The sequence below is a fragment of the Bradyrhizobium sp. USDA 4353 genome (genome assembly GCF_054063215.1).
This window is the reverse complement of sequence record NZ_JBSSGB010000001.1, coordinates 2,544,033-2,561,327: the sequence shown is the minus strand read 5'-3', so window position 1 is coordinate 2,561,327 and position 17,295 is coordinate 2,544,033. Positions and strand designations below refer to the sequence as shown.

The window sequence follows — 17,295 nt, the reverse complement described above, 5'->3', positions numbered from 1 at the left end:
CGCAGCCAAGGCGGCCGGCGGTCTGCGGCGGAAGAATCGCAAGAAGCGTGCCATGCCATTCACATCCGGTAAGCCATTGACCCGAATGTGGAACTCGGCAAAATCGCGGCGGAAGGTCGCAACCGACTGCCTCAGCCTTGGGCAGGCTCGATGATTAATCAGCCGGCAATGAGCGCATGATTTATGCACCTTGTTTCGATTGGCTAATTTTAAAGCAGTAGAGTACCACCTCAATCGCCGCTCCGTTGCGCAGCGGCCTTGAAAGTGCCGCGCACCTGTTCCATATAGCTGATAGATCGAGGCGAATCGGCCGGATCTCTGCAAGCCGCGTGTTCTTTAGCTCGACCTGAGCTTCTGGCTTTGCATCCTCCCCTATCCAATCTCGACGCTCCAAACACGCGGGTGTCTCTTCAACCACCCACCCGCGTCCGGCTGCCTGCCGACCCGGGCCTTATCCTCTTATGGAAAGCCCAATCTTTTGACCTCTTTTCAGGACTTCAACCTCGCTGACGCGCTGACGCGCGCGCTGAAGGAAGAGAACTACACCACCCCCACCCCGATCCAGGCCCAAACCATCCCGATCGCACTCCAGGGGCGCGACGTGATCGGCATTGCGCAGACCGGAACCGGCAAGACCGCCTCGTTCGCGCTGCCGATCCTGCATCGCCTGCTCGAGAACCGCATCAAGCCGCAGCCGAAGACGGCGCGCGTGCTGGTGCTGAGCCCGACCCGCGAGCTCTCGGGCCAGATCCTCGACAGCTTCAACACCTATGGCCGCCACATCCGCCTGAGCTCGACGCTCGCCATCGGCGGCGTCCCGATGGGACGCCAGGTCCGCGCGGTGATGCCGGGCGTCGACGTGCTGGTCGCCACCCCGGGCCGGCTGCTCGACCTCGTCCAGGGCAATGCGCTGAAGCTGTCCCATGTCGAGTTCCTGGTGCTCGACGAGGCCGACCGCATGCTCGACATGGGCTTCATCAACGACATCCGGAAGATCGTCGCCAAGCTGCCGATCAAGCGCCAGACGCTGTTCTTCTCGGCCACCATGCCGAAGGACATCGCCGAGCTCGCCGACTCCATGCTGCGCGATCCGGCGCGGGTCGCGGTGACCCCGGTCTCCTCGACCGTGGAGCGCATTGCCCAGCGCGTCATCCAGGTCGATCACTCGGCCAAGCCGAGCCTGCTGGCTCAGTTGCTGAAGGATGAGCCGGTCAACCGCGCGCTGGTGTTCACCCGCACCAAGCACGGCGCCGACAAGGTCGTGAAGGGCCTGGAGAAGGCCGGCATTCCGGCCCAGGCCATCCACGGCAACAAGTCGCAGAACCACCGCGAGCGGACGCTGGCGGCGTTCCGCACCGGCGAGATCCGCACCCTGGTGGCCACCGACATCGCGGCCCGCGGCATCGACGTCGACGGCGTCAGCCATGTGGTCAATTTCGACCTGCCGAACGTGCCCGAGACCTATGTCCACCGCATCGGCCGCACCGCGCGCGCCGGCGCCGACGGCGTCGCGATCTCGCTGGTCGCCGGACCGGACGAGATGTCCTATCTCCGCGACATCGAGCGGCTGACCAAGACCACGCTGCCGCGCGAGGATCGCCGCACGCCCGGCCATCGCGAGGCCGCTCCGGCCGGCCAGCCGCAGCGTCAAGAGCAGCGTCAGGGGCAACGTCAAGGCAACCATGGCGGCGGTCGTCCTGGCATGCAGAATGCGCGGACCAACGATGGGGGCAACGCCGCAAAAGGCCCTCGCCGCCGCCGACGTTCCAATGCTAAGGTGCCGGCTCTGCCAGGCAATCGTCAGGAGCCCAACCGGCCGCCGCAAGGCGGCGGCAAGGCCGGGTCGATTCAAGGCGTTGCATTCCTGCATCGCGAAGGCAGACCCAAAAACCACGCTCATAACCGCAACCAACGGCCAAACTAGACGTCTATCGATCTGGAGAAAGACATGGCTAAGGAAGAGCTGATCCAGTTCGAAGGGCTGGTCACCGAGATCCTTCCCGACGCGCGCTATCGCGTGCAACTCGACGCTGGGCACGAGATCGTCGCCTACACCGCGGGCAAGATGAAAAAGAATCGCATCAAGACGCTCGCGGGCGACCGCGTGACCGTCGAGATGTCGCCCTACGACCTGGAAAAGGGCCGCCTCATCTTCCGCCACAAGGACGAGCGCCCCAGCACCCCCGGTGGTCCTCCGCGCGGCGCCCAGCGTGGCGGCCAGTTCCGCCGGCGCTGACGGGCCGGGGCGGAACGATGGGCCGCCCCGCACTGCAGCTTGATGAAGTCTTGCGCAATCAGCGACAATCCAACGCGTCGGCGGCGAGCCGGCGCGGCAAAAAATCGTGCGCCCTCCCGCACCTCAGGATTGTTTTGCGCGGCCATTTCCAATAATATATCCCGCAATCGATTTTCGGCCGGACGAGATTAGCTATTACCGGTACAGCCGGTTCAGACGCTGACGACCCTTCCAAAAATTCGATCTAACCAACCCAGAGTCCTGGGTTACGACATTTGATATCTGAGAAGGGAACTACCCCCGTGAGCATGGGAACCGTGAAGTGGTTTAACGCAACCAAGGGCTATGGCTTCATTCAGCCGGATGACGGCGGCAATGACGTGTTCGTGCACATCAGCGCCGTCGAGCGCGCCGGTCTCGGCACGCTGCGCGAAGGCCAGAAGATCTCCTACGAGATCGTCGCTGACCGCCGTTCGGGCAAGTCCTCGGCCGACAATCTGCGCGCTGCCAACTGAGCAGCGGGAGAGCGATCGCCAGATCGTCTCCGAACAAGCGAAAGGCCGCCTCGCGCGGCCTTTTTTCATGTCCTGGTTTTGGATCTGATGTTCGCGCCGCCTGCCGTCCCCGCAACGCGGGGGACCGCCCGGCGACAGGTCGCAGCTCAGCAGCTCGTCGACGGGCTGTAGTAGACGCAGGTCGACTGCCGCGGACGGGTGTAGGCCACGTCGCTCAGATTGATGCCGGTCTTGGCCATCACATAGCCGATGGTCGGGACATATTGGTAGCTCACCTCGCTGAAGATGAGATAGGTGCCGCTGACCAGCAGGTCGGCCGGGATGCCGACCGTCGTGTCCTTCGTGCGCGGCGCGGATCCCTTGCTCCACTTCACCGTCGCCTGCTTCGTGGTCGGATCGACATACAACTCGGTGATCGTCGCGTTCACCGGGGTCGTCGAATACGGGTACATGATGCCGGTCGAGGCGGCGAAGAAGTTCGACATGTCGCTGTCGCCGACCGAGGTCGACTGCGAGGTCAGGTCGGACAGCGTTCGCGCCATCAGCGTGACCTTGCGGTCGACGGCGATCGCCGAGCAGAATTCGACGGTGCCGAAGAACATCACCAGCATCAGCGGCACGATGAAGGCGAACTCGGTGGCGGCGACGCCGCTTCGATCGACACCGAAGGCGCGAAAGCGACGTAGCAGGCGGCGTTCCATCTTCGACCTCGGTCTGTCTTCACAACGCATAGTGGAGTCCTGGAGGGGTCCTGGTAGCCCTTACGAATAAGGCTCGTTCTTGAATGCGGCCGTCCCCACCAGCAGCCGCTTGCTGCCGGAGAGGTTGGCGATGTTGTAGCCCAGCCCGGTCACGAAGATCGGCCACTGATAGAACACCCTGACCACCACGATGTCGCCGGCGGCACCCGGGCTATACGTCATGTTGTTGATGAAGTTGCCGCTGTTGTCGATCTGATTGCTGATCGAGACGCTGCCGAACGACGAGTAGCTCTTCACGTCGATATAGATCTTGTTGCAGTCGAACAACGCCGCTGGGATCTGGGTGCAGACATAGCTCGCGAACTGCGATTGCGAGTAGGAGCCCTGCTGCGCCTGCCCGGTCAGGATCATGCGCGCGGAGTCCTGCGTGATGGTCTCGAGCACCTGGCCGGCGAAGAACATCAACGCCGTTTCGAGGATCGCGAACAGCAGCGCAAAGAAGACCGGGGCAACCAGCGCGAATTCGAGCGCCGCCGACGCCCGCCGGTTACGCCGAAAGCGTCGCAGCAGTCTGCGGAACGATCCATTCGCGGAGGCGGTGGCTTGCATTGTTTGACCCGGATTTGGAAAGACACATCAACCTGGGTGAAAGAAATAGCGGAAACTCCTTGGGAAAGAGTTTCCTACGATGCGAGCAAGATGGCCGGCGGCCGTAACCCGCCGCTAACCCTGCGAGCGTCCGCGGCAGGTTCGGACCTTTGGTCTAGTGCGAGATCGGAAATGGGAGGTCGAGACGGGGTCGCCCGAAAAAGGCTGATGGAAACACACGCGCGAAGAGGCGGGCCGGGATCACCCGGCCACTCGAGGCCTCTGCCCTCGCCCGCACGGAGCTGACGTTTGCGCCTCAGTTGGCCTTGGCCGACGCAGCGTTGCCCGCCGCCGTGCTCGACATCGTGCCGGCCTGGTCGAGCACCGACTTGAAGTAGCTGTCGCCGTCGCCGAGCGTGACCCGGCGCTGGCAGACCGGCATGCAGCTATAGGTCTCGCGATCGACGCCGCGATACACCGTCACGAGCCGGTCGGTCGGCCCCGCCACCTGGATCTGCCGATCGATCAGCACCTGGCCGCCGCGATCCATGGCGATGAAGTTGGTGGCGCCGTAGCTCTTGCCGGTGACGACGATGATGCCGCCGCTCTGCAGCGTCACGTCCGCGATCATGGGATTGCCGACGACGAGGGTCGCAACGCGATCCGGAAGCTTGACCAGCTTGGCCTGGTCGACATTCACGGCAATGGCCGGATCAGGATCCGCCGACGCCACAGCCGGCCACAACAGCATTGCGGCGATAGCCGCACGCAATGCGAGGGATACACAAGGACGCGACATACGGAACGACATACTCAACCCCGGGACATTGACGAGCCGTCTCAAGCGATACGCAGCGGTGACGGCGCCCCACGCGGCAAATCTGCGCTTAATTGGTGAACGATCTACCAACGAAGCCCAAATCTCTCGAAACCACATCCGCTCACCGGCGGAACGGAAACGCGAGCTGGCCGGCGAACTCGCCGGGCATGGTCGCTTCATCCTTGCCGTACGCCGCGGGCAGCTGCCCCTCCGGCATCCGGAACGTGCCGAACATGATGTCCCAGAGCGGGAAGGTGCCGGCAAAATTGGTGTTGCCCCCCTCCTCCATCGCGGTGTGGTGCCAGCGGTGGAACACCGGCGTCGCCAGGACATATTTGAACGGCCCCAGGGTCCAGTTGAGATTGGCGTGCACGAAGGCCGAATGGAACGTCGTGAACGGACCCACCCAGATCATCACATTGGGCGAGATGCCGGCCATCAGCAGGATCACGTCCACGGCGATGGTGCCGAGGATCAGGTTGATCGGATGGAAGCGCGCCGCCGAGATCCAGTCCAGCTCCTCCGAGGAGTGATGAACGGCGTGGTACTTCCAGAACTCGCCGCCGTGAAACAAGCGGTGCGTCCAATACAGCATGAAATCGGCGAGCACGATGAACAGCAGCCCCTGCAGCCATTCCGGCAATTGCGCCAGCGGGCCGTGGCCGTTCTCATAGAAGGCGATCAGCTCGTCCGCGTCGTGGATCTTGAAGATCACGCCGGCGCCGAGCACCAGGAAGCCGATGCGGAGCACGCGGGCGAACACCGGCACGAAGAACCAATAGACCATGTCGGTGACGAGCTCGCGCTTCTGCCACCACGGCTTGCCCGGATTGCAGGCCCAGAAATGGCTCAGCACCGAGAAGACGACCGCCAGAACCAGCGTGATCGGCAGCACCTTCTCGATGGTCTGGCCGAGCATCAGCACGACTTCCCACGGCAGACCGGACATAACATCCCTCATCACATGAACTATCCCGAGGGGTACTCCCTGGCGCTTAAGGAGCCGTGAACCGCGCGCCTGGCTCGGCAAGGACTGCAGCGTCAAGCGGGGCGCGCCAGATGAGGGGCGTTTGCGAGAGCGCGCTCAGGCGATCGAAAGGGCAGCACGCGATCCGCGTTCAGGACCATCGCAACGTGGGAGCCGAGGCGCGGGATGTTTGCTTCAATTTTTATCGTGCGGTTTAGCCCAAATTTACTCTGCGCAAGAACGCCCGTCCGCGGCGATGTTTCATCGGTTGAATTAACTACGCCGAAATTCCTGCCCCCTAGGGTGCCTACATGGTCACGGTGCTGAGAACGCCGCAACGACCAGATTTTGTTCGACCAGCCACGTGTACATGGAGTTACCCTATGAAGAATCTTCTTGCTCGTTTCGTGAAGGATGAATCCGGCGCGACCGCCATCGAGTACGGCCTGATCGCTGCCGGCATCTCGCTCGCGATCATTGCGGCGGTGAACGGCCTCGGCTCCAGCCTGAGCTCCAAGTTCGGTTCGATCAACTCGTCGCTGAAGTAAGCGACCGCACGATCGAGCAAAGAAGGCCCCGGACGTCCCGGGGCCTTTATCATTTGTCCTCCCAGCTTCGCGGCGTTCAGTGATGCGTAACCACGTTGTCTCCGCAGCCGCAGCCCGGCGCACGTCGCGACCGACCGATGCCGTGCTGCCCTTGATCTGCAGCGCGCTGGCACTCTCGATCCTCGCTTTGGCGGCGCGCATCGCCAGCGTCTGGTGAGATCCGGACGCCCCACGTCAGATTGTTTCCCGATCATTTATCTGTTGCCGCTAGATTCGGCGCGCTGGCGCATCCCGCGCCGGCTCGATGCCGTTGAGAGCCCATGACCCTCGATCTCGCGCGCCTGCTGCTGTTCCCGGCTCTGATGGCCTTCGCTGCGGCGAGCGACCTGTTCACGATGACGATTTCGAACCGGGTCTCGCTGGCGCTCGTCATCGGATTCCTGGTGCTCGCGCCGCTGAGCGGAATGGGCATGACGGACATGCTGATGCATGTCGGCGCCGGCGCGCTGCTGCTGGTGATCGCCTTTACATGCTTCGCGTTCGGCTGGATCGGCGGCGGTGACGCCAAGGTCGCTTCGGCGGCCGCCCTTTGGTTCGGCTTCGCGCATCTGATGAACTATCTGTTGTACGCCTCGATCTTCGGCGGCGTGCTCACGCTCGCTCTCATGCAGTTCCGGCAATGGCCGTTGCCCTACATGCTCGCAGGGCAACCCTGGCTTGCGCGCCTCCACGCCAAGGACAGCGGCGTGCCCTATGGCATCGCGCTCGCGCTTGGCGCGCTGATGGTCTATCCGGAGACCGAGTGGGTGAAGGCAATCGACGCTGCGCGTCTTGCATTGCTCTGAAAACACCGTGTGAACGCGGTGTTAAGGCGATTTAGATACGCCTCATTAACCATGCTTTGACGAATAACTGCTCAACTCCCATCACGGCGGCGCAAGCGTCGCGGCGTAATGTGGAAAGTGAAGCGTATGAATACCGCACGCATTGTGGTTCTGACCATCGCTGTGGGCGCTGGCGGCATAGCCGCATATCTGGCGAGCGGGTCCGACGATCGGCCGGCTCCCGTTGCCGCAGTCGCGCCGGCGGTCGAGACGGTCGATGTTCTCATCGCCAAGTCGGACATCCCTTTGGGCCAGTCGATCAAGCCCGAGCACCTGCAGTGGCAGAGCTGGCCGGCCGCCACCGCGAGCTCCAGCTTCATCCAGCGCAAGGATCGCGCGAAGGGCGATAGCGAGGTGACCGGCATGATCGCCCGGGCGCCGTTCATTGCCGGCGAGCCGATCCGCGAGCAGAAGCTGGTCAAGGCCGATGGCTCCGGCTTCATGGCCGCGATCCTGCCCTCGGGCATGCGCGCGGTGTCCACCGAGATCTCGCCGGAGACCGGCGCGGGCGGCTTCATTCTGCCTAATGACCGGGTCGACGTGATCCTGTCCAAGCGCGAGCGGATTCCGGATCAGCCCAATGCCGGCGACATCGTCAGCTCGGAAATCATCCTGGCCAACATCCGCGTGCTCGCGATCGACCAGGCGCCCAAGGAAAAGGACGGGCAGACCACGGTGGTCGGCAAGACGGTGACCTTGGAGCTGAAGCCGGAGCAGGCCGAGGCGCTGGCGCGGGCGCGGCAGACCGGGACGCTGTCGCTGGCGCTCCGCAGCATTGCCGACGTCAACATGGCCGAGAAGCTTTCGGACGAGAACAGCCGCAGGCGCGGCGACAGCGTGGCCGTCGTTCGCTTCGGCATTCCCAGCACGATGACGACGCAGAAGTGACCGAGAGGACGACCGAGATGACTTGCAGCGAAAATCAGCGGAAACTGCGGACCCTCATGGTTCGCGCGCTGTCGTTTTCGGCCGCTGCTGCGCTGACCTTGAATCCTGCGCTTGCACCGGTGATTGCGGCGGACTACCGCCCGGCGGCCGCAACCGCCGCCCCCGCCGACGGCCAGATCAACGCGCGCTTCCTCGCGCTCGGGATCGGCAAGTCCGTGGTCATCGACCTGCCGCGCGACATCAAGGACGTCCTCGTTGCCGATCCGAAGATCGCGAACGCCGTGGTGCGCTCGTCGCAGCGCGCCTACATCATCGGCGCGGCGATCGGCCAGACCAACATCGTCTTCTTCGACGCTCAGGGCCAACAGATCGCGGCCTATGACATCGCGGTGAAGCGCGACCTGAACGGCGCGCGCGCTGCGCTGAAGCAGCTCTTGCCGAACGCCGACATCCAGATCGAAGGCCTCGGCGAAAGCGTCGTGCTGACCGGCTCGGCCTCGAGCCAGATCGAGGCGCAGCAGGCCGGCGAGCTGGCCGCGCGCCTCGCCGGCGGCACGGAGAAGGTCGTCAACTCGATCACCGTCCGCGGCCGCGACCAGGTCATGCTGAAGGTGACGGTCGCCGAGGTGCAGCGCTCCGTCGTCAAGCAGCTCGGCATCGATCTCTCCGGCCAGCTCAACTACGGCACGGCCGTCGTCAAGTTCGCCAACTCCAATCCGTTCACGGCCTATGGCAGCAACCTCGTCTCCAACAATGCCGTGAGCGCGGCGTTGGGAGGAGCGACCCCATCCGTGACAGCCACGCTGCGGGCCATGGAGAACGCAGGCGTCATCCGCACTCTGGCCGAACCGAACTTGACCGCGATCTCCGGCGAGTCGGCAACCTTCATCGCCGGCGGCGAATTTCCCGTTCCGGCCGGCTATTCGTGCGATCCGACGACCCACGTCTGTACGACCCAGATCAGCTTCAAGAAGTTCGGCATCTCGCTGAACTTCACGCCGGTGGTGCTGAGCGAAGGCCGCATCTCGATGCGGGTGATGACCGAGGTGTCCGAGCTCTCCAATGAGAATTCGATCACCCTGTCGCAGGCGGTGAGCGCAACCACCACGAACTCCCTGACCGTGCCCTCGATCAAGACCCGCCGCGCCGAGACGACGCTCGAGATCCCTTCGGGCGGCGCGATGGCGATGGCCGGCCTGATCCAGCAGCAGACCAAGATGGCGATCAGCGGCATGCCGGGCCTGATGCAGCTTCCGGTGCTCGGTGCGCTGTTCCGCAGCCGCGACTACGTCAACAACCAGACCGAGCTGATGGTGCTGGTGACGCCGTTCGTCGTGCGCGCGGTCGCGCAGAAGGATCTCTCCCGTCCGGATGACGGCTTTGCGGCGGCTTCGGATCCGCAGGCCGAGCTCCTGGGCAGCATCAACCGCATCTACGGCGTGCCGGGGCGAACCGAGCCGGCACGTAACTATCGCGGCACCTACGGCTTCATCACGGACTGAGCAGGGACCAAGGACTTGCACCCATGACCACGACACCCAGCCTTGCTCGACGCCGCAGACTGCAGCTTGCCGCGGCTCTCGCCGGAACCGCAGTCCTGCTCGGCGCCTGCAACTTCCGCCGGGACCCGGCCGTCACGGCCAGCATTCCCGACGACTACCGGCTGCGCCACCCGATCGCGGTCCAGGAAGCCCCGGACTCCCTCGTCGTCTTCGTCGGGCAGGGCCGCGGCGGCCTGATGGCCGAGCAGCGCGCCGAGGTCATGGGCCTTGCGCAAAGCTGGATGCGCCAGGGCACGGGCGCCATCGTGGCCGACGTGCCGACCGGCACGCCGAACGCCCGCGCGGCCGCCGATTCGATGCGCGAGATCCAATCCTTGTTCGCGGCGGCCGGCGTTCCGCCGCAGGGCCTGACGGTGCGCAACTATCAGCCCAAGGATCCGCGCCAGATGGCCGCGATCCGGCTGAGCTATCCCAAGCTCTCGGCCACCGCCGGTCCCTGCGGTGTGTGGCCGGACGACCTCGGGCCCTCGATCAAGAACAAGAACTGGTTCGACAACAAGCCTGACTGGAACTTCGGCTGCGCCTATCAGCGCAACATGGCCGCGATGGTCGACAACCCGGCCGATCTGGTCCAGCCGCGAGCCGAGACCCCGTCCTATACTACCCGGCGCACCGCGTTGTTCGAGAAATACCGCAAGGGAGCGTCAACCGCGATCACGTATCCCGAGGCCGACAAGGCCAAACTCAGTGACACAGGCAAATGATCAGCTACGCCCGACAGACCCAAGAGGAGCAGCCTGACGTCGTGCCGCCGCCGGCCGACGATCACATCGCGCCGGCGCCGCGTGTCTCGGTGCAGGCGTTCTGCGAAACCGTGGAGACCGCCGCGACCGTGCAGGCCGCCGGCGAGGACCGGCGGCTCGGCAAGGCGCATCTGAAGGTTCAGATGGGCGGCATGGCGGCGGCGATCGAGGCCTACCGCTCGGCGCCGACACCGAACGTCATCATTCTGGAGACCGACGCGCGCTCCGACATCCTGGCCGGTCTCGACCAACTCGCGACCGTCTGCGATCCCGGCACCCGCGTCGTCGTCATCGGCCGCGTCAACGACGTCACGCTGTATCGCGAGCTCGTACGCCGCGGCGTCAGCGACTATGTGCTGTCGCCGGTGACCCCGATCGACGTCGTGCGCTCGATCTGCAACCTGTTCTCGGCTCCGGAGGCCAAGGCCGTCGGGCGCATCATTGCCGTGGTCGGCGCCAAGGGCGGCGCGGGCGCGTCGACGATCGCGCATAACATCGCCTGGGCGATCGCCCGCGATCTCGCGATGGACTCGGTCGTCGCCGATCTCGATCTCGCCTTCGGCACCGCCGGTCTCGACTACAACCAGGATCCGGCCCAGGGCATCGCAGACGCCGTCTTCTCGCCCGATCGCATCGACATCGCCTTCATGGACCGGCTGCTGTCGAAATGCACCGATCATCTAAGCCTCCTGGCCGCGCCGGCGACGCTCGACCGCGTCTACGATTTCGGCGCCGAGGCCTTCGATGCGGTGTTCGATACGCTGCGGGCGTCGATGCCCTGCATCGTGCTCGACGTTCCGCACCAATGGTCCGGCTGGACCAAGCGGGCGCTGATCAGCGCGGACGACATCCTGATCGTCGCCGCGCCCGATCTCGCCTCGCTGCGCAACACCAAGAACATGTTCGACCTCCTCAAGGCGGCGCGCCCCAACGACCGCATGCCGCTGTACTGCCTGAACCAGGTCGGCGTGCCCAAGCGGCCGGAGATCAATGCCAGCGAGTTCGCCAAGGCGATCGAAAGCCCGCCGATCGTGACGATCCCGTTCGAGCCGCAGATCTTCGGTGCGGCGGCGAACAATGGGCAGATGATTGCGGAGATGTCGCCCAATCATCGGACGACCGAGATGTTTCTCCAGATCGCGCAGCGGCTCACCGGCCGCAGCGAGACCAAGAAGCCGAAAGGCTCCTTCCTGTCGCCTCTGCTCGACAAGCTGAAGGCGAAGTAAGACCTCGTGGAGTTCTAAGTCGTGTTTGGTAAGCGTAGCGGAACGGACAGCGATACCAGGACCCTCAGGCCGGCCGCGCCAGCGCCCGAGCTGGCGCCCGCGGCCCCCCGTGCGGCGTCTCCAGCCGTGTCGTCGCCTCCTCTGGCTCCGACCCGGCAGGCGCCTCCGCCGCCGCCCCCGGTGGTCGAGGCCAGGCGCTCGGACAATTATTACCAGGTCAAGGCGACGATCTTCGGCGCGCTGATCGAGGCCATCGACCTCGCGCAGCTCGCCAAGCTCGACGGCGAATCCGCGCGCGAGGAAATCCGCGACATCGTCAACGAGATCATCGCGATCAAGAACATCGTGATGTCGATCGCCGAGCAGGAGGAGCTGCTCGACGACATCTGCAACGACGTGCTCGGCTACGGCCCGCTGGAGCCGCTGCTGTCGCGCGACGACATCGCCGACATCATGGTCAACGGCGCCGGCACGGTGTTCATCGAAGTCAACGGCAAGATCCAGCGCACCGGCATCCGCTTCCGCGACAATCAGCAATTGCTGAACATCTGCCAGCGCATCGTCAGCCAGGTCGGCCGCCGCGTCGACGAATCCTCGCCGATCTGCGACGCCCGTCTCGCCGACGGCTCCCGCGTCAACGCCATCGTGCCGCCGCTGGCGATCGATGGTCCCGCGCTCACCATTCGTAAGTTCAAGAAGGACAAGCTGACGCTCGATCAGCTCGTCAAGTTCGGCGCGATCTCGCCGGAAGGCGCGGAGATCCTGCAGATCATCGGCCGCGTCCGCTGCAACGTGCTGATCTCAGGCGGTACCGGCTCGGGCAAGACCACGCTGTTGAACTGCCTGACCAACTACATCGATCACGACGAGCGCGTCATCACCTGCGAGGACGCCGCCGAGCTTCAGCTGCAGCAGCCGCATGTGGTGCGTCTGGAAACCCGGCCGCCCAACATCGAGGGCGAAGGCCAGGTGACCATGCGTGAGCTTGTCAGGAACTGTCTGCGTATGCGTCCCGAACGCATCATCGTCGGCGAGGTCCGCGGCCCGGAGGCCTTCGACCTCCTCCAGGCCATGAACACCGGTCACGACGGCTCGATGGGCACCTTGCACGCCAACAACCCGCGCGAAGCGCTGTCACGCTGCGAATCCATGATCACGATGGGCGGCTTCTCGCTGCCCTCGCGCACCATCCGCGAGATGATCTGCGCCTCGATCGACGTCATCGTCCAGGCCGCCCGCCTGCGCGACGGCTCGCGCCGCATCACGCACATCACGGAGGTGATGGGCATGGAAGGCGACACCATCATCACCCAGGACATCTTCCTGTACGACCTGATCGGCGAGGACGCGAACGGCAAGATCATCGGCCGGCACCGCTCGACCGGGATCGGCCGGCCCCGCTTCTGGGAACGCGCGCGCTATTACGGCGAGGAGAAGCGGCTTGCGGCTGCGCTCGATGCCGCCGAAGTCGCGAGCAAGGAATAACGGAGCGACCCATGAAGTTTCAGGCTCTCGCCCTCGCCTTCCTCGCTGCGACCGCTATCGGCGGCATCGCCTGGGTGTTCCTGTATCCTCTGCTGTCGGGCGAGCGGAAGGCCGAGCAGCGGCGCAGCACCGTCGCGAAGTCCGAGCCGGTGGTCCGCCAGACCGAACGCACCCAGCGCTCGCGACGCGAGCAGGTGGAAACCTCGCTGAAGGATCTCGAGGCCAAGGCGCAGAAGCAGAGCAAGGTGCCGCTGAACATGCGCATCTCGCAGGCCGGCCTCGACTGGACCGTGCAGAAATTCTGGATCATTTCCGGCGTGCTCGGCTTCGCCGTCTGCGCGGTGACCTTCGTGGCCGGCGGCGGCCCGCTCGGCGCGCTCGGCCTCGGCTTCGCGGCCGGCCTCGGCCTGCCGCGCTGGGTGCTCGGCTATCTCAAGAAGCGCCGCGAGAAGAAATTCCTGGCCGCGTTGCCGGATGCCGTCGACGTCATCGTGCGCGGCATCAAGGCCGGCCTGCCGCTGTTCGAATCCATCAAGGTCGTCGCCGCCGACTCGCCGGAGCCGTTGCGCAGCGAGTTTCTCGCGATCATCGAGACCCAGGCGATCGGCATGCCGCTCGGCGAAGCCTGTGCCCGCTTGTACGAGCGCATGCCGCTGCCGGAGGCGAACTTCTTCGGCATCGTCGTCGCCATCCAGCAGAAATCGGGCGGCAACCTCTCCGAGGCGCTGGGCAATCTGTCCAAGGTGCTGCGCGACCGCAAGAAGATGGCCGAGAAGATCCAGGCGATGTCGATGGAGGCCAAGGCCTCCGCCGGCATCATCGGATCGCTGCCGCCGATCGTGATGCTGCTGGTCTATCTCAGCACGCCCGACTACATCTCGCTGCTCTGGACCCATCCGACCGGCCAGCTGATGTTGGTCGGCTGCGTGGTCTGGATGTCCATGGGCATCCTGGTCATGAAGAAGATGATCAACTTCGATTTCTGAGGGGCTGGACCATGGTCGACTTTCTGGTCAGCAAGCTGCACGATCCGCACTTCATGACGATGTTCTTCGCCGCGATCGCGGCGAGCGCCACCGTCTACACGCTGATCATGCCGCTGTTCGCAGGCGAGAACCTGAACAAGCGCATGAAGGCGGTCGCCAGCGAGCGCGAGCGCATCAAGCAGCGCGAACGCGAGCGGATGAATGCCGGCGAGAAGGTCTCGCTGCGGCAGACGCCAAAGCAGCTGGTCTCGCGGGTGGTCGAGGATTTCAACCTCACCAAATGGCTGGCCCAGGAGGCGGCGCGCGAAAAGCTGATCATGGCCGGCTATCGCGGTCAGGCGCCCTACATCACCTTCCTGTTCGCACGCCTCGTCACGCCGGTCGTGCTGTTCGTCGGGACCGTGCTGTACGTCTTCGTGATCGCCAATCTGCAGAAATCGATGCCGGTCAAGATCGGCATCTGCGTCGGCATGGCCTATCTCGGCCTGCAGGCGCCGATGCTGTTCCTCAGCAACGCGATCTCCAAGCGCCAGCTCTCGATCAAGCGCGCTTTCCCGGATGCGCTCGACCTGCTGCTGATCTGCATCGAGTCCGGCATGTCGATCGAGGCCGCGTTCCGCCGGGTGGCGGTGGAGATCTCCAGCCAGTCGATCGCGCTGTCGGAGGAGTTCACGCTGACCACCGCGGAGCTGTCCTACCTGCAGGACCGCAAGGTCGCCTATGAGAACCTCGCCCGCCGCACCGGCCTCGAAGGCGTCAAGTCGGTCTGTCTCGCGCTCCAGCAATCCGAGCGTTACGGCACGCCGCTCGGGCAATCGCTGCGCGTGATGGCGCAGGAAAACCGCGACATGCGCATGAACGAGGCCGAGAAAAAGGCCGCCGCGCTGCCGCCGAAGCTGACCGTGCCGATGATCCTGTTCTTCCTGCCGGTGCTGTTCGTGGTCATTCTGGGTCCGACCGGCATCAAAGTGGCCGCCATGCAATAGGCGTGGACGGCTGAGGCGAAATTTCGCTTGCGGTCGCGGCGCCACTTTGAAAGCTAGGCGGAGCATGATCGAGGTCTCCGCCTGATGTCCGACACTCTCCGCCGCGCCGATGGCGCCCGCGTGCTCGCCGATCTGAACGCGCTGCGCGCCTTCGGCACCTACAAGACCGGCGTCCACCGGCCGACCTTTTCCGACGCGCACCGGCAGTCGCTGGACTGGCTCGCCGCACGCCTGCCCGACGCGCAGCTCACAGCCGAGATCGACGGCATCGGCAACGTGCTCGGCATGAGCGCCAAACCGGGGCCGAAGCTGCTGGCGGGATCGCATCTCGAGAGTCAGAACTATGCCGGCTGGCTCGACGGCCCGCTCGGCGTGATCTACGCGCTCGAGGCAGCGCGCGTGCTCAACCCCGATCCCTCCATTGCGGGCGCGGTCGAAGTCGCCTCCTGGTGCGACGAGGAGGGCCATTTCGGCGCCTTCCTCGGCAGCCGCTCCTATGTCGGCGACGTCAGCGAGGCCGACATCGATGCCGCCCGCGACCGCAGCAGCCCGCGCACGATGCGCGAGGCGCTGGCGGAAATGGGCCTCGCCGGTCGCCCTCGCCTGCACGCCGAGCGCGGCCGCCACATCGGCTATCTCGAAGCGCATATCGAGCAGGGCGACACGCTGGAGAAGGGCGAGCTCAAGGTCGGCGTGGTCACCTCGATCGTCGGCATCTGGCAGTATCGCATCGTCTTCACCGGCGAGCAGAACCACGCCGGCACGACGCGGATGGCGGTGCGCAAGGACGCCGGCCTCGCGCTGGCCAGATTCTGCGTCGACATCGATGCGCGCTTTCCATCCGCCTGCGGCCCGCGCACGGTCTGGACCACGGGACGCATCACGCTCGATCCGGGCGCGCCGAGCATCATCCCCGGCCAGGCCGAGATGCTGTTCCAGATCCGCGACGACAATGCCGCCGTGGTCGACCGGCTCGAGGCACTGCTGCGCGAGATGGCCATGCAAGCCTCGGCGAGCGGTCCCTGTCAGGTCGCCGTCGAGCGCATCCGCACCGGTGCGCCGGCGATGATGGACGGTCGCTTCCAGGATGCGATTGAGGCGGCCAGTGGCGCACTTGCCGACGGCAAATCGCTGCGGATGCCGAGCGGCGCCGGGCATGATGCGCAGGTGCTGGCGACGATCATGCCTGCGGGGATGCTGTTCGTGCCCTCGATCGGCGGCATCAGCCACCACTGGACCGAGAACACCTCCGACGCGGATATCGTCACAGGCGCCGACGTGTTCGTCGAGACCTGCCGGCGGCTGCTCGCGGACGCGCGGTAATCCGACTCACTCGTCCGGCTGGCTGAGCGAGGCCATCGGCGCTGTGCTACGCGTCTTGCCTTTGCCCTGGCCGTCGCGCTGGCCCTGGATCATCTGCTTCAGATAGGCCACGTTCGCCGCGGCCTCATCCGGCGGCAGGTCGGCGCGCGCGATCTGCTCGGCCTCGGCGAAGCGGCCCTGCAGCCCAACCACCAGCGCGAGGTTCTGCCGCACCCGGGCATCCGCCCGCTGCGAGCCATAGGCCTGGCGCAGCGCCTGCTCGGCGTTCGGCAGGTCGCGCGTCAGCATGTAGGATAGGCCGAGATTGGACAGCACCGACGGCTCGCCGGGGACGATCTTCAGAGCGCTCTCGTAGTAGCGCCGCGCCTCGTCGTGCCGGCCCATCTGGTCCAGCGCGGTGCCCTGCACCGACAGCAGCTTCCAGTCGGGATTGTCGGGCGAGTGCGCGCGCGACAGCACGTCGAAGGCCAGCTTGAAATTGCCGTTGTCGGCGAGCGCCCGGCCGTAGGCCGCGAGCACCGTCTTGTTGCCGGGACTGGCGAGCGTCGCCTGCTCCAGCACCGCGACGGCCTGCTCGCGCTGGCCGTTGTTGCGCAGTGCCTGCCCATAGGCCACCGCCATCGCCGCATCCTTCGGATTGGCGCGGTAGCGCTCGCCATAGACCTCGACCGCGCGCTGCGGGGTCGCCGGCGGCGGCTCGGCACGGCTGCCCAGCGAGCCTGTGACGTCGGACACGGTCTGGCAACCGCCGAGGCCGGCGGCGAGAAGCGCGGCGAAGGCGACCGACGCGAGGATGCGGCTGATGGCAGGCTGCTGACGCATTGTCACTGGACTCGA

General features: G+C 65.2%; 19 protein-coding genes. 14 read left to right on the top strand and 5 right to left on the bottom strand.

Features of this window, described 5'->3' with window-relative positions; genetic code table 11:
* Positions 1 to 478: 478 nt before the first annotated feature.
* The 3 genes from ACVILH_RS11435 (at position 479) to ACVILH_RS11425 (ending at position 2,751) form a co-directional block, all read left to right on the top strand.
* On the top strand, positions 479 to 1,924 hold the full coding sequence (locus ACVILH_RS11435; RefSeq protein WP_456712983.1) for a DEAD/DEAH box helicase: 1,446 nt from the start codon (positions 479 to 481) through the stop codon (positions 1,922 to 1,924).
* Between the two features lie 24 nt (positions 1,925 to 1,948).
* Positions 1,949 to 2,236 (top strand): translation initiation factor IF-1, encoded by a 288-nt coding sequence (gene infA / locus ACVILH_RS11430; protein WP_006612154.1) that lies wholly within the window; start codon positions 1,949 to 1,951, stop codon positions 2,234 to 2,236.
* A 302-nt stretch (positions 2,237 to 2,538) separates the two neighbouring features.
* Positions 2,539 to 2,751 carry a cold-shock protein gene (locus tag ACVILH_RS11425; RefSeq protein WP_006612155.1) on the top strand — a complete coding sequence of 71 codons (213 nt, stop codon included), beginning with the start codon at positions 2,539 to 2,541 and terminating at the stop codon, positions 2,749 to 2,751.
* Positions 2,752 to 2,897: 146 nt separating this feature from the next.
* On the opposite strand, the gene ACVILH_RS11420 is transcribed toward ACVILH_RS11425, so the two are convergent.
* From ACVILH_RS11420 to ACVILH_RS11405, 4 genes are all read right to left on the bottom strand, one after another.
* Positions 2,898 to 3,452 (bottom strand): TadE/TadG family type IV pilus assembly protein, encoded by a 555-nt coding sequence (locus tag ACVILH_RS11420; protein WP_456712982.1) that lies wholly within the window; start codon positions 3,450 to 3,452, stop codon positions 2,898 to 2,900.
* A 60-nt stretch (positions 3,453 to 3,512) separates the two neighbouring features.
* On the bottom strand, positions 3,513 to 4,061 hold the full coding sequence (locus ACVILH_RS11415; RefSeq protein ID WP_456712981.1) for a TadE family protein: 549 nt from the start codon (positions 4,059 to 4,061) through the stop codon (positions 3,513 to 3,515).
* Positions 4,062 to 4,356: 295 nt separating this feature from the next.
* Positions 4,357 to 4,791 (bottom strand): pilus assembly protein N-terminal domain-containing protein, encoded by a 435-nt coding sequence (locus tag ACVILH_RS11410; protein ID WP_456712980.1) that lies wholly within the window; start codon positions 4,789 to 4,791, stop codon positions 4,357 to 4,359.
* Positions 4,792 to 4,981: 190 nt separating this feature from the next.
* Complete coding sequence (locus ACVILH_RS11405) at positions 4,982 to 5,809, bottom strand: sterol desaturase family protein (protein ID WP_456712979.1); 828 nt, start codon at positions 5,807 to 5,809, stop codon at positions 4,982 to 4,984.
* A gap of 401 nt (positions 5,810 to 6,210) precedes the next feature.
* Between ACVILH_RS11405 and ACVILH_RS11400 the strand changes: the two genes are divergently transcribed.
* From ACVILH_RS11400 to ACVILH_RS11350, 11 genes are all read left to right on the top strand, one after another.
* On the top strand, positions 6,211 to 6,375 hold the full coding sequence (locus tag ACVILH_RS11400; protein ID WP_008964729.1) for a Flp family type IVb pilin: 165 nt from the start codon (positions 6,211 to 6,213) through the stop codon (positions 6,373 to 6,375).
* Between the two features lie 82 nt (positions 6,376 to 6,457).
* Positions 6,458 to 6,592 carry a hypothetical protein gene (locus ACVILH_RS11395; RefSeq protein ID WP_456712978.1) on the top strand — a complete coding sequence of 45 codons (135 nt, stop codon included), beginning with the start codon at positions 6,458 to 6,460 and terminating at the stop codon, positions 6,590 to 6,592.
* 103 nt (positions 6,593 to 6,695) lie between these two features.
* The gene (locus tag ACVILH_RS11390) at positions 6,696 to 7,220 is read left to right on the top strand and encodes an A24 family peptidase (RefSeq protein WP_456712977.1); all 525 of its coding nucleotides are present in this window, start codon (positions 6,696 to 6,698) and stop codon (positions 7,218 to 7,220) included.
* A 126-nt stretch (positions 7,221 to 7,346) separates the two neighbouring features.
* Positions 7,347 to 8,147, top strand: a complete 801-nt coding sequence (gene cpaB, locus ACVILH_RS11385) for a Flp pilus assembly protein CpaB (RefSeq protein WP_456712976.1) — start codon at positions 7,347 to 7,349, stop codon at positions 8,145 to 8,147.
* Between the two features lie 17 nt (positions 8,148 to 8,164).
* Positions 8,165 to 9,649, top strand: a complete 1,485-nt coding sequence (locus tag ACVILH_RS11380; protein ID WP_456712975.1) for a type II and III secretion system protein family protein — start codon at positions 8,165 to 8,167, stop codon at positions 9,647 to 9,649.
* Positions 9,650 to 9,672: 23 nt separating this feature from the next.
* Positions 9,673 to 10,413, top strand: coding sequence for a CpaD family pilus assembly protein (locus tag ACVILH_RS11375; RefSeq protein WP_456712974.1), 741 nt, complete (start codon positions 9,673 to 9,675; stop codon positions 10,411 to 10,413).
* On the top strand, positions 10,410 to 11,678 hold the full coding sequence (locus ACVILH_RS11370; protein ID WP_456712973.1) for an AAA family ATPase: 1,269 nt from the start codon (positions 10,410 to 10,412) through the stop codon (positions 11,676 to 11,678). The genes ACVILH_RS11375 and ACVILH_RS11370 overlap by 4 nt, the downstream gene beginning before the upstream one ends.
* Positions 11,679 to 11,699: 21 nt before the next feature.
* Positions 11,700 to 13,163, top strand: coding sequence for a CpaF family protein (locus ACVILH_RS11365; protein ID WP_456712972.1), 1,464 nt, complete (start codon positions 11,700 to 11,702; stop codon positions 13,161 to 13,163).
* Positions 13,164 to 13,174: 11 nt separating this feature from the next.
* On the top strand, positions 13,175 to 14,149 hold the full coding sequence (locus ACVILH_RS11360) for a type II secretion system F family protein (RefSeq protein WP_456712971.1): 975 nt from the start codon (positions 13,175 to 13,177) through the stop codon (positions 14,147 to 14,149).
* An 11-nt stretch (positions 14,150 to 14,160) separates the two neighbouring features.
* Positions 14,161 to 15,135, top strand: coding sequence for a type II secretion system F family protein (locus ACVILH_RS11355; protein ID WP_456712970.1), 975 nt, complete (start codon positions 14,161 to 14,163; stop codon positions 15,133 to 15,135).
* A gap of 84 nt (positions 15,136 to 15,219) precedes the next feature.
* Positions 15,220 to 16,458 carry a hydantoinase/carbamoylase family amidase gene (locus tag ACVILH_RS11350; protein ID WP_456712969.1) on the top strand — a complete coding sequence of 413 codons (1,239 nt, stop codon included), beginning with the start codon at positions 15,220 to 15,222 and terminating at the stop codon, positions 16,456 to 16,458.
* A 6-nt stretch (positions 16,459 to 16,464) separates the two neighbouring features.
* Here ACVILH_RS11350 and ACVILH_RS11345 read toward each other — a convergent pair whose 3' ends face one another.
* Positions 16,465 to 17,280 (bottom strand): tetratricopeptide repeat protein, encoded by an 816-nt coding sequence (locus ACVILH_RS11345; protein WP_456712968.1) that lies wholly within the window; start codon positions 17,278 to 17,280, stop codon positions 16,465 to 16,467.
* Between the last annotated feature and the right edge of the window lie 15 nt (positions 17,281 to 17,295).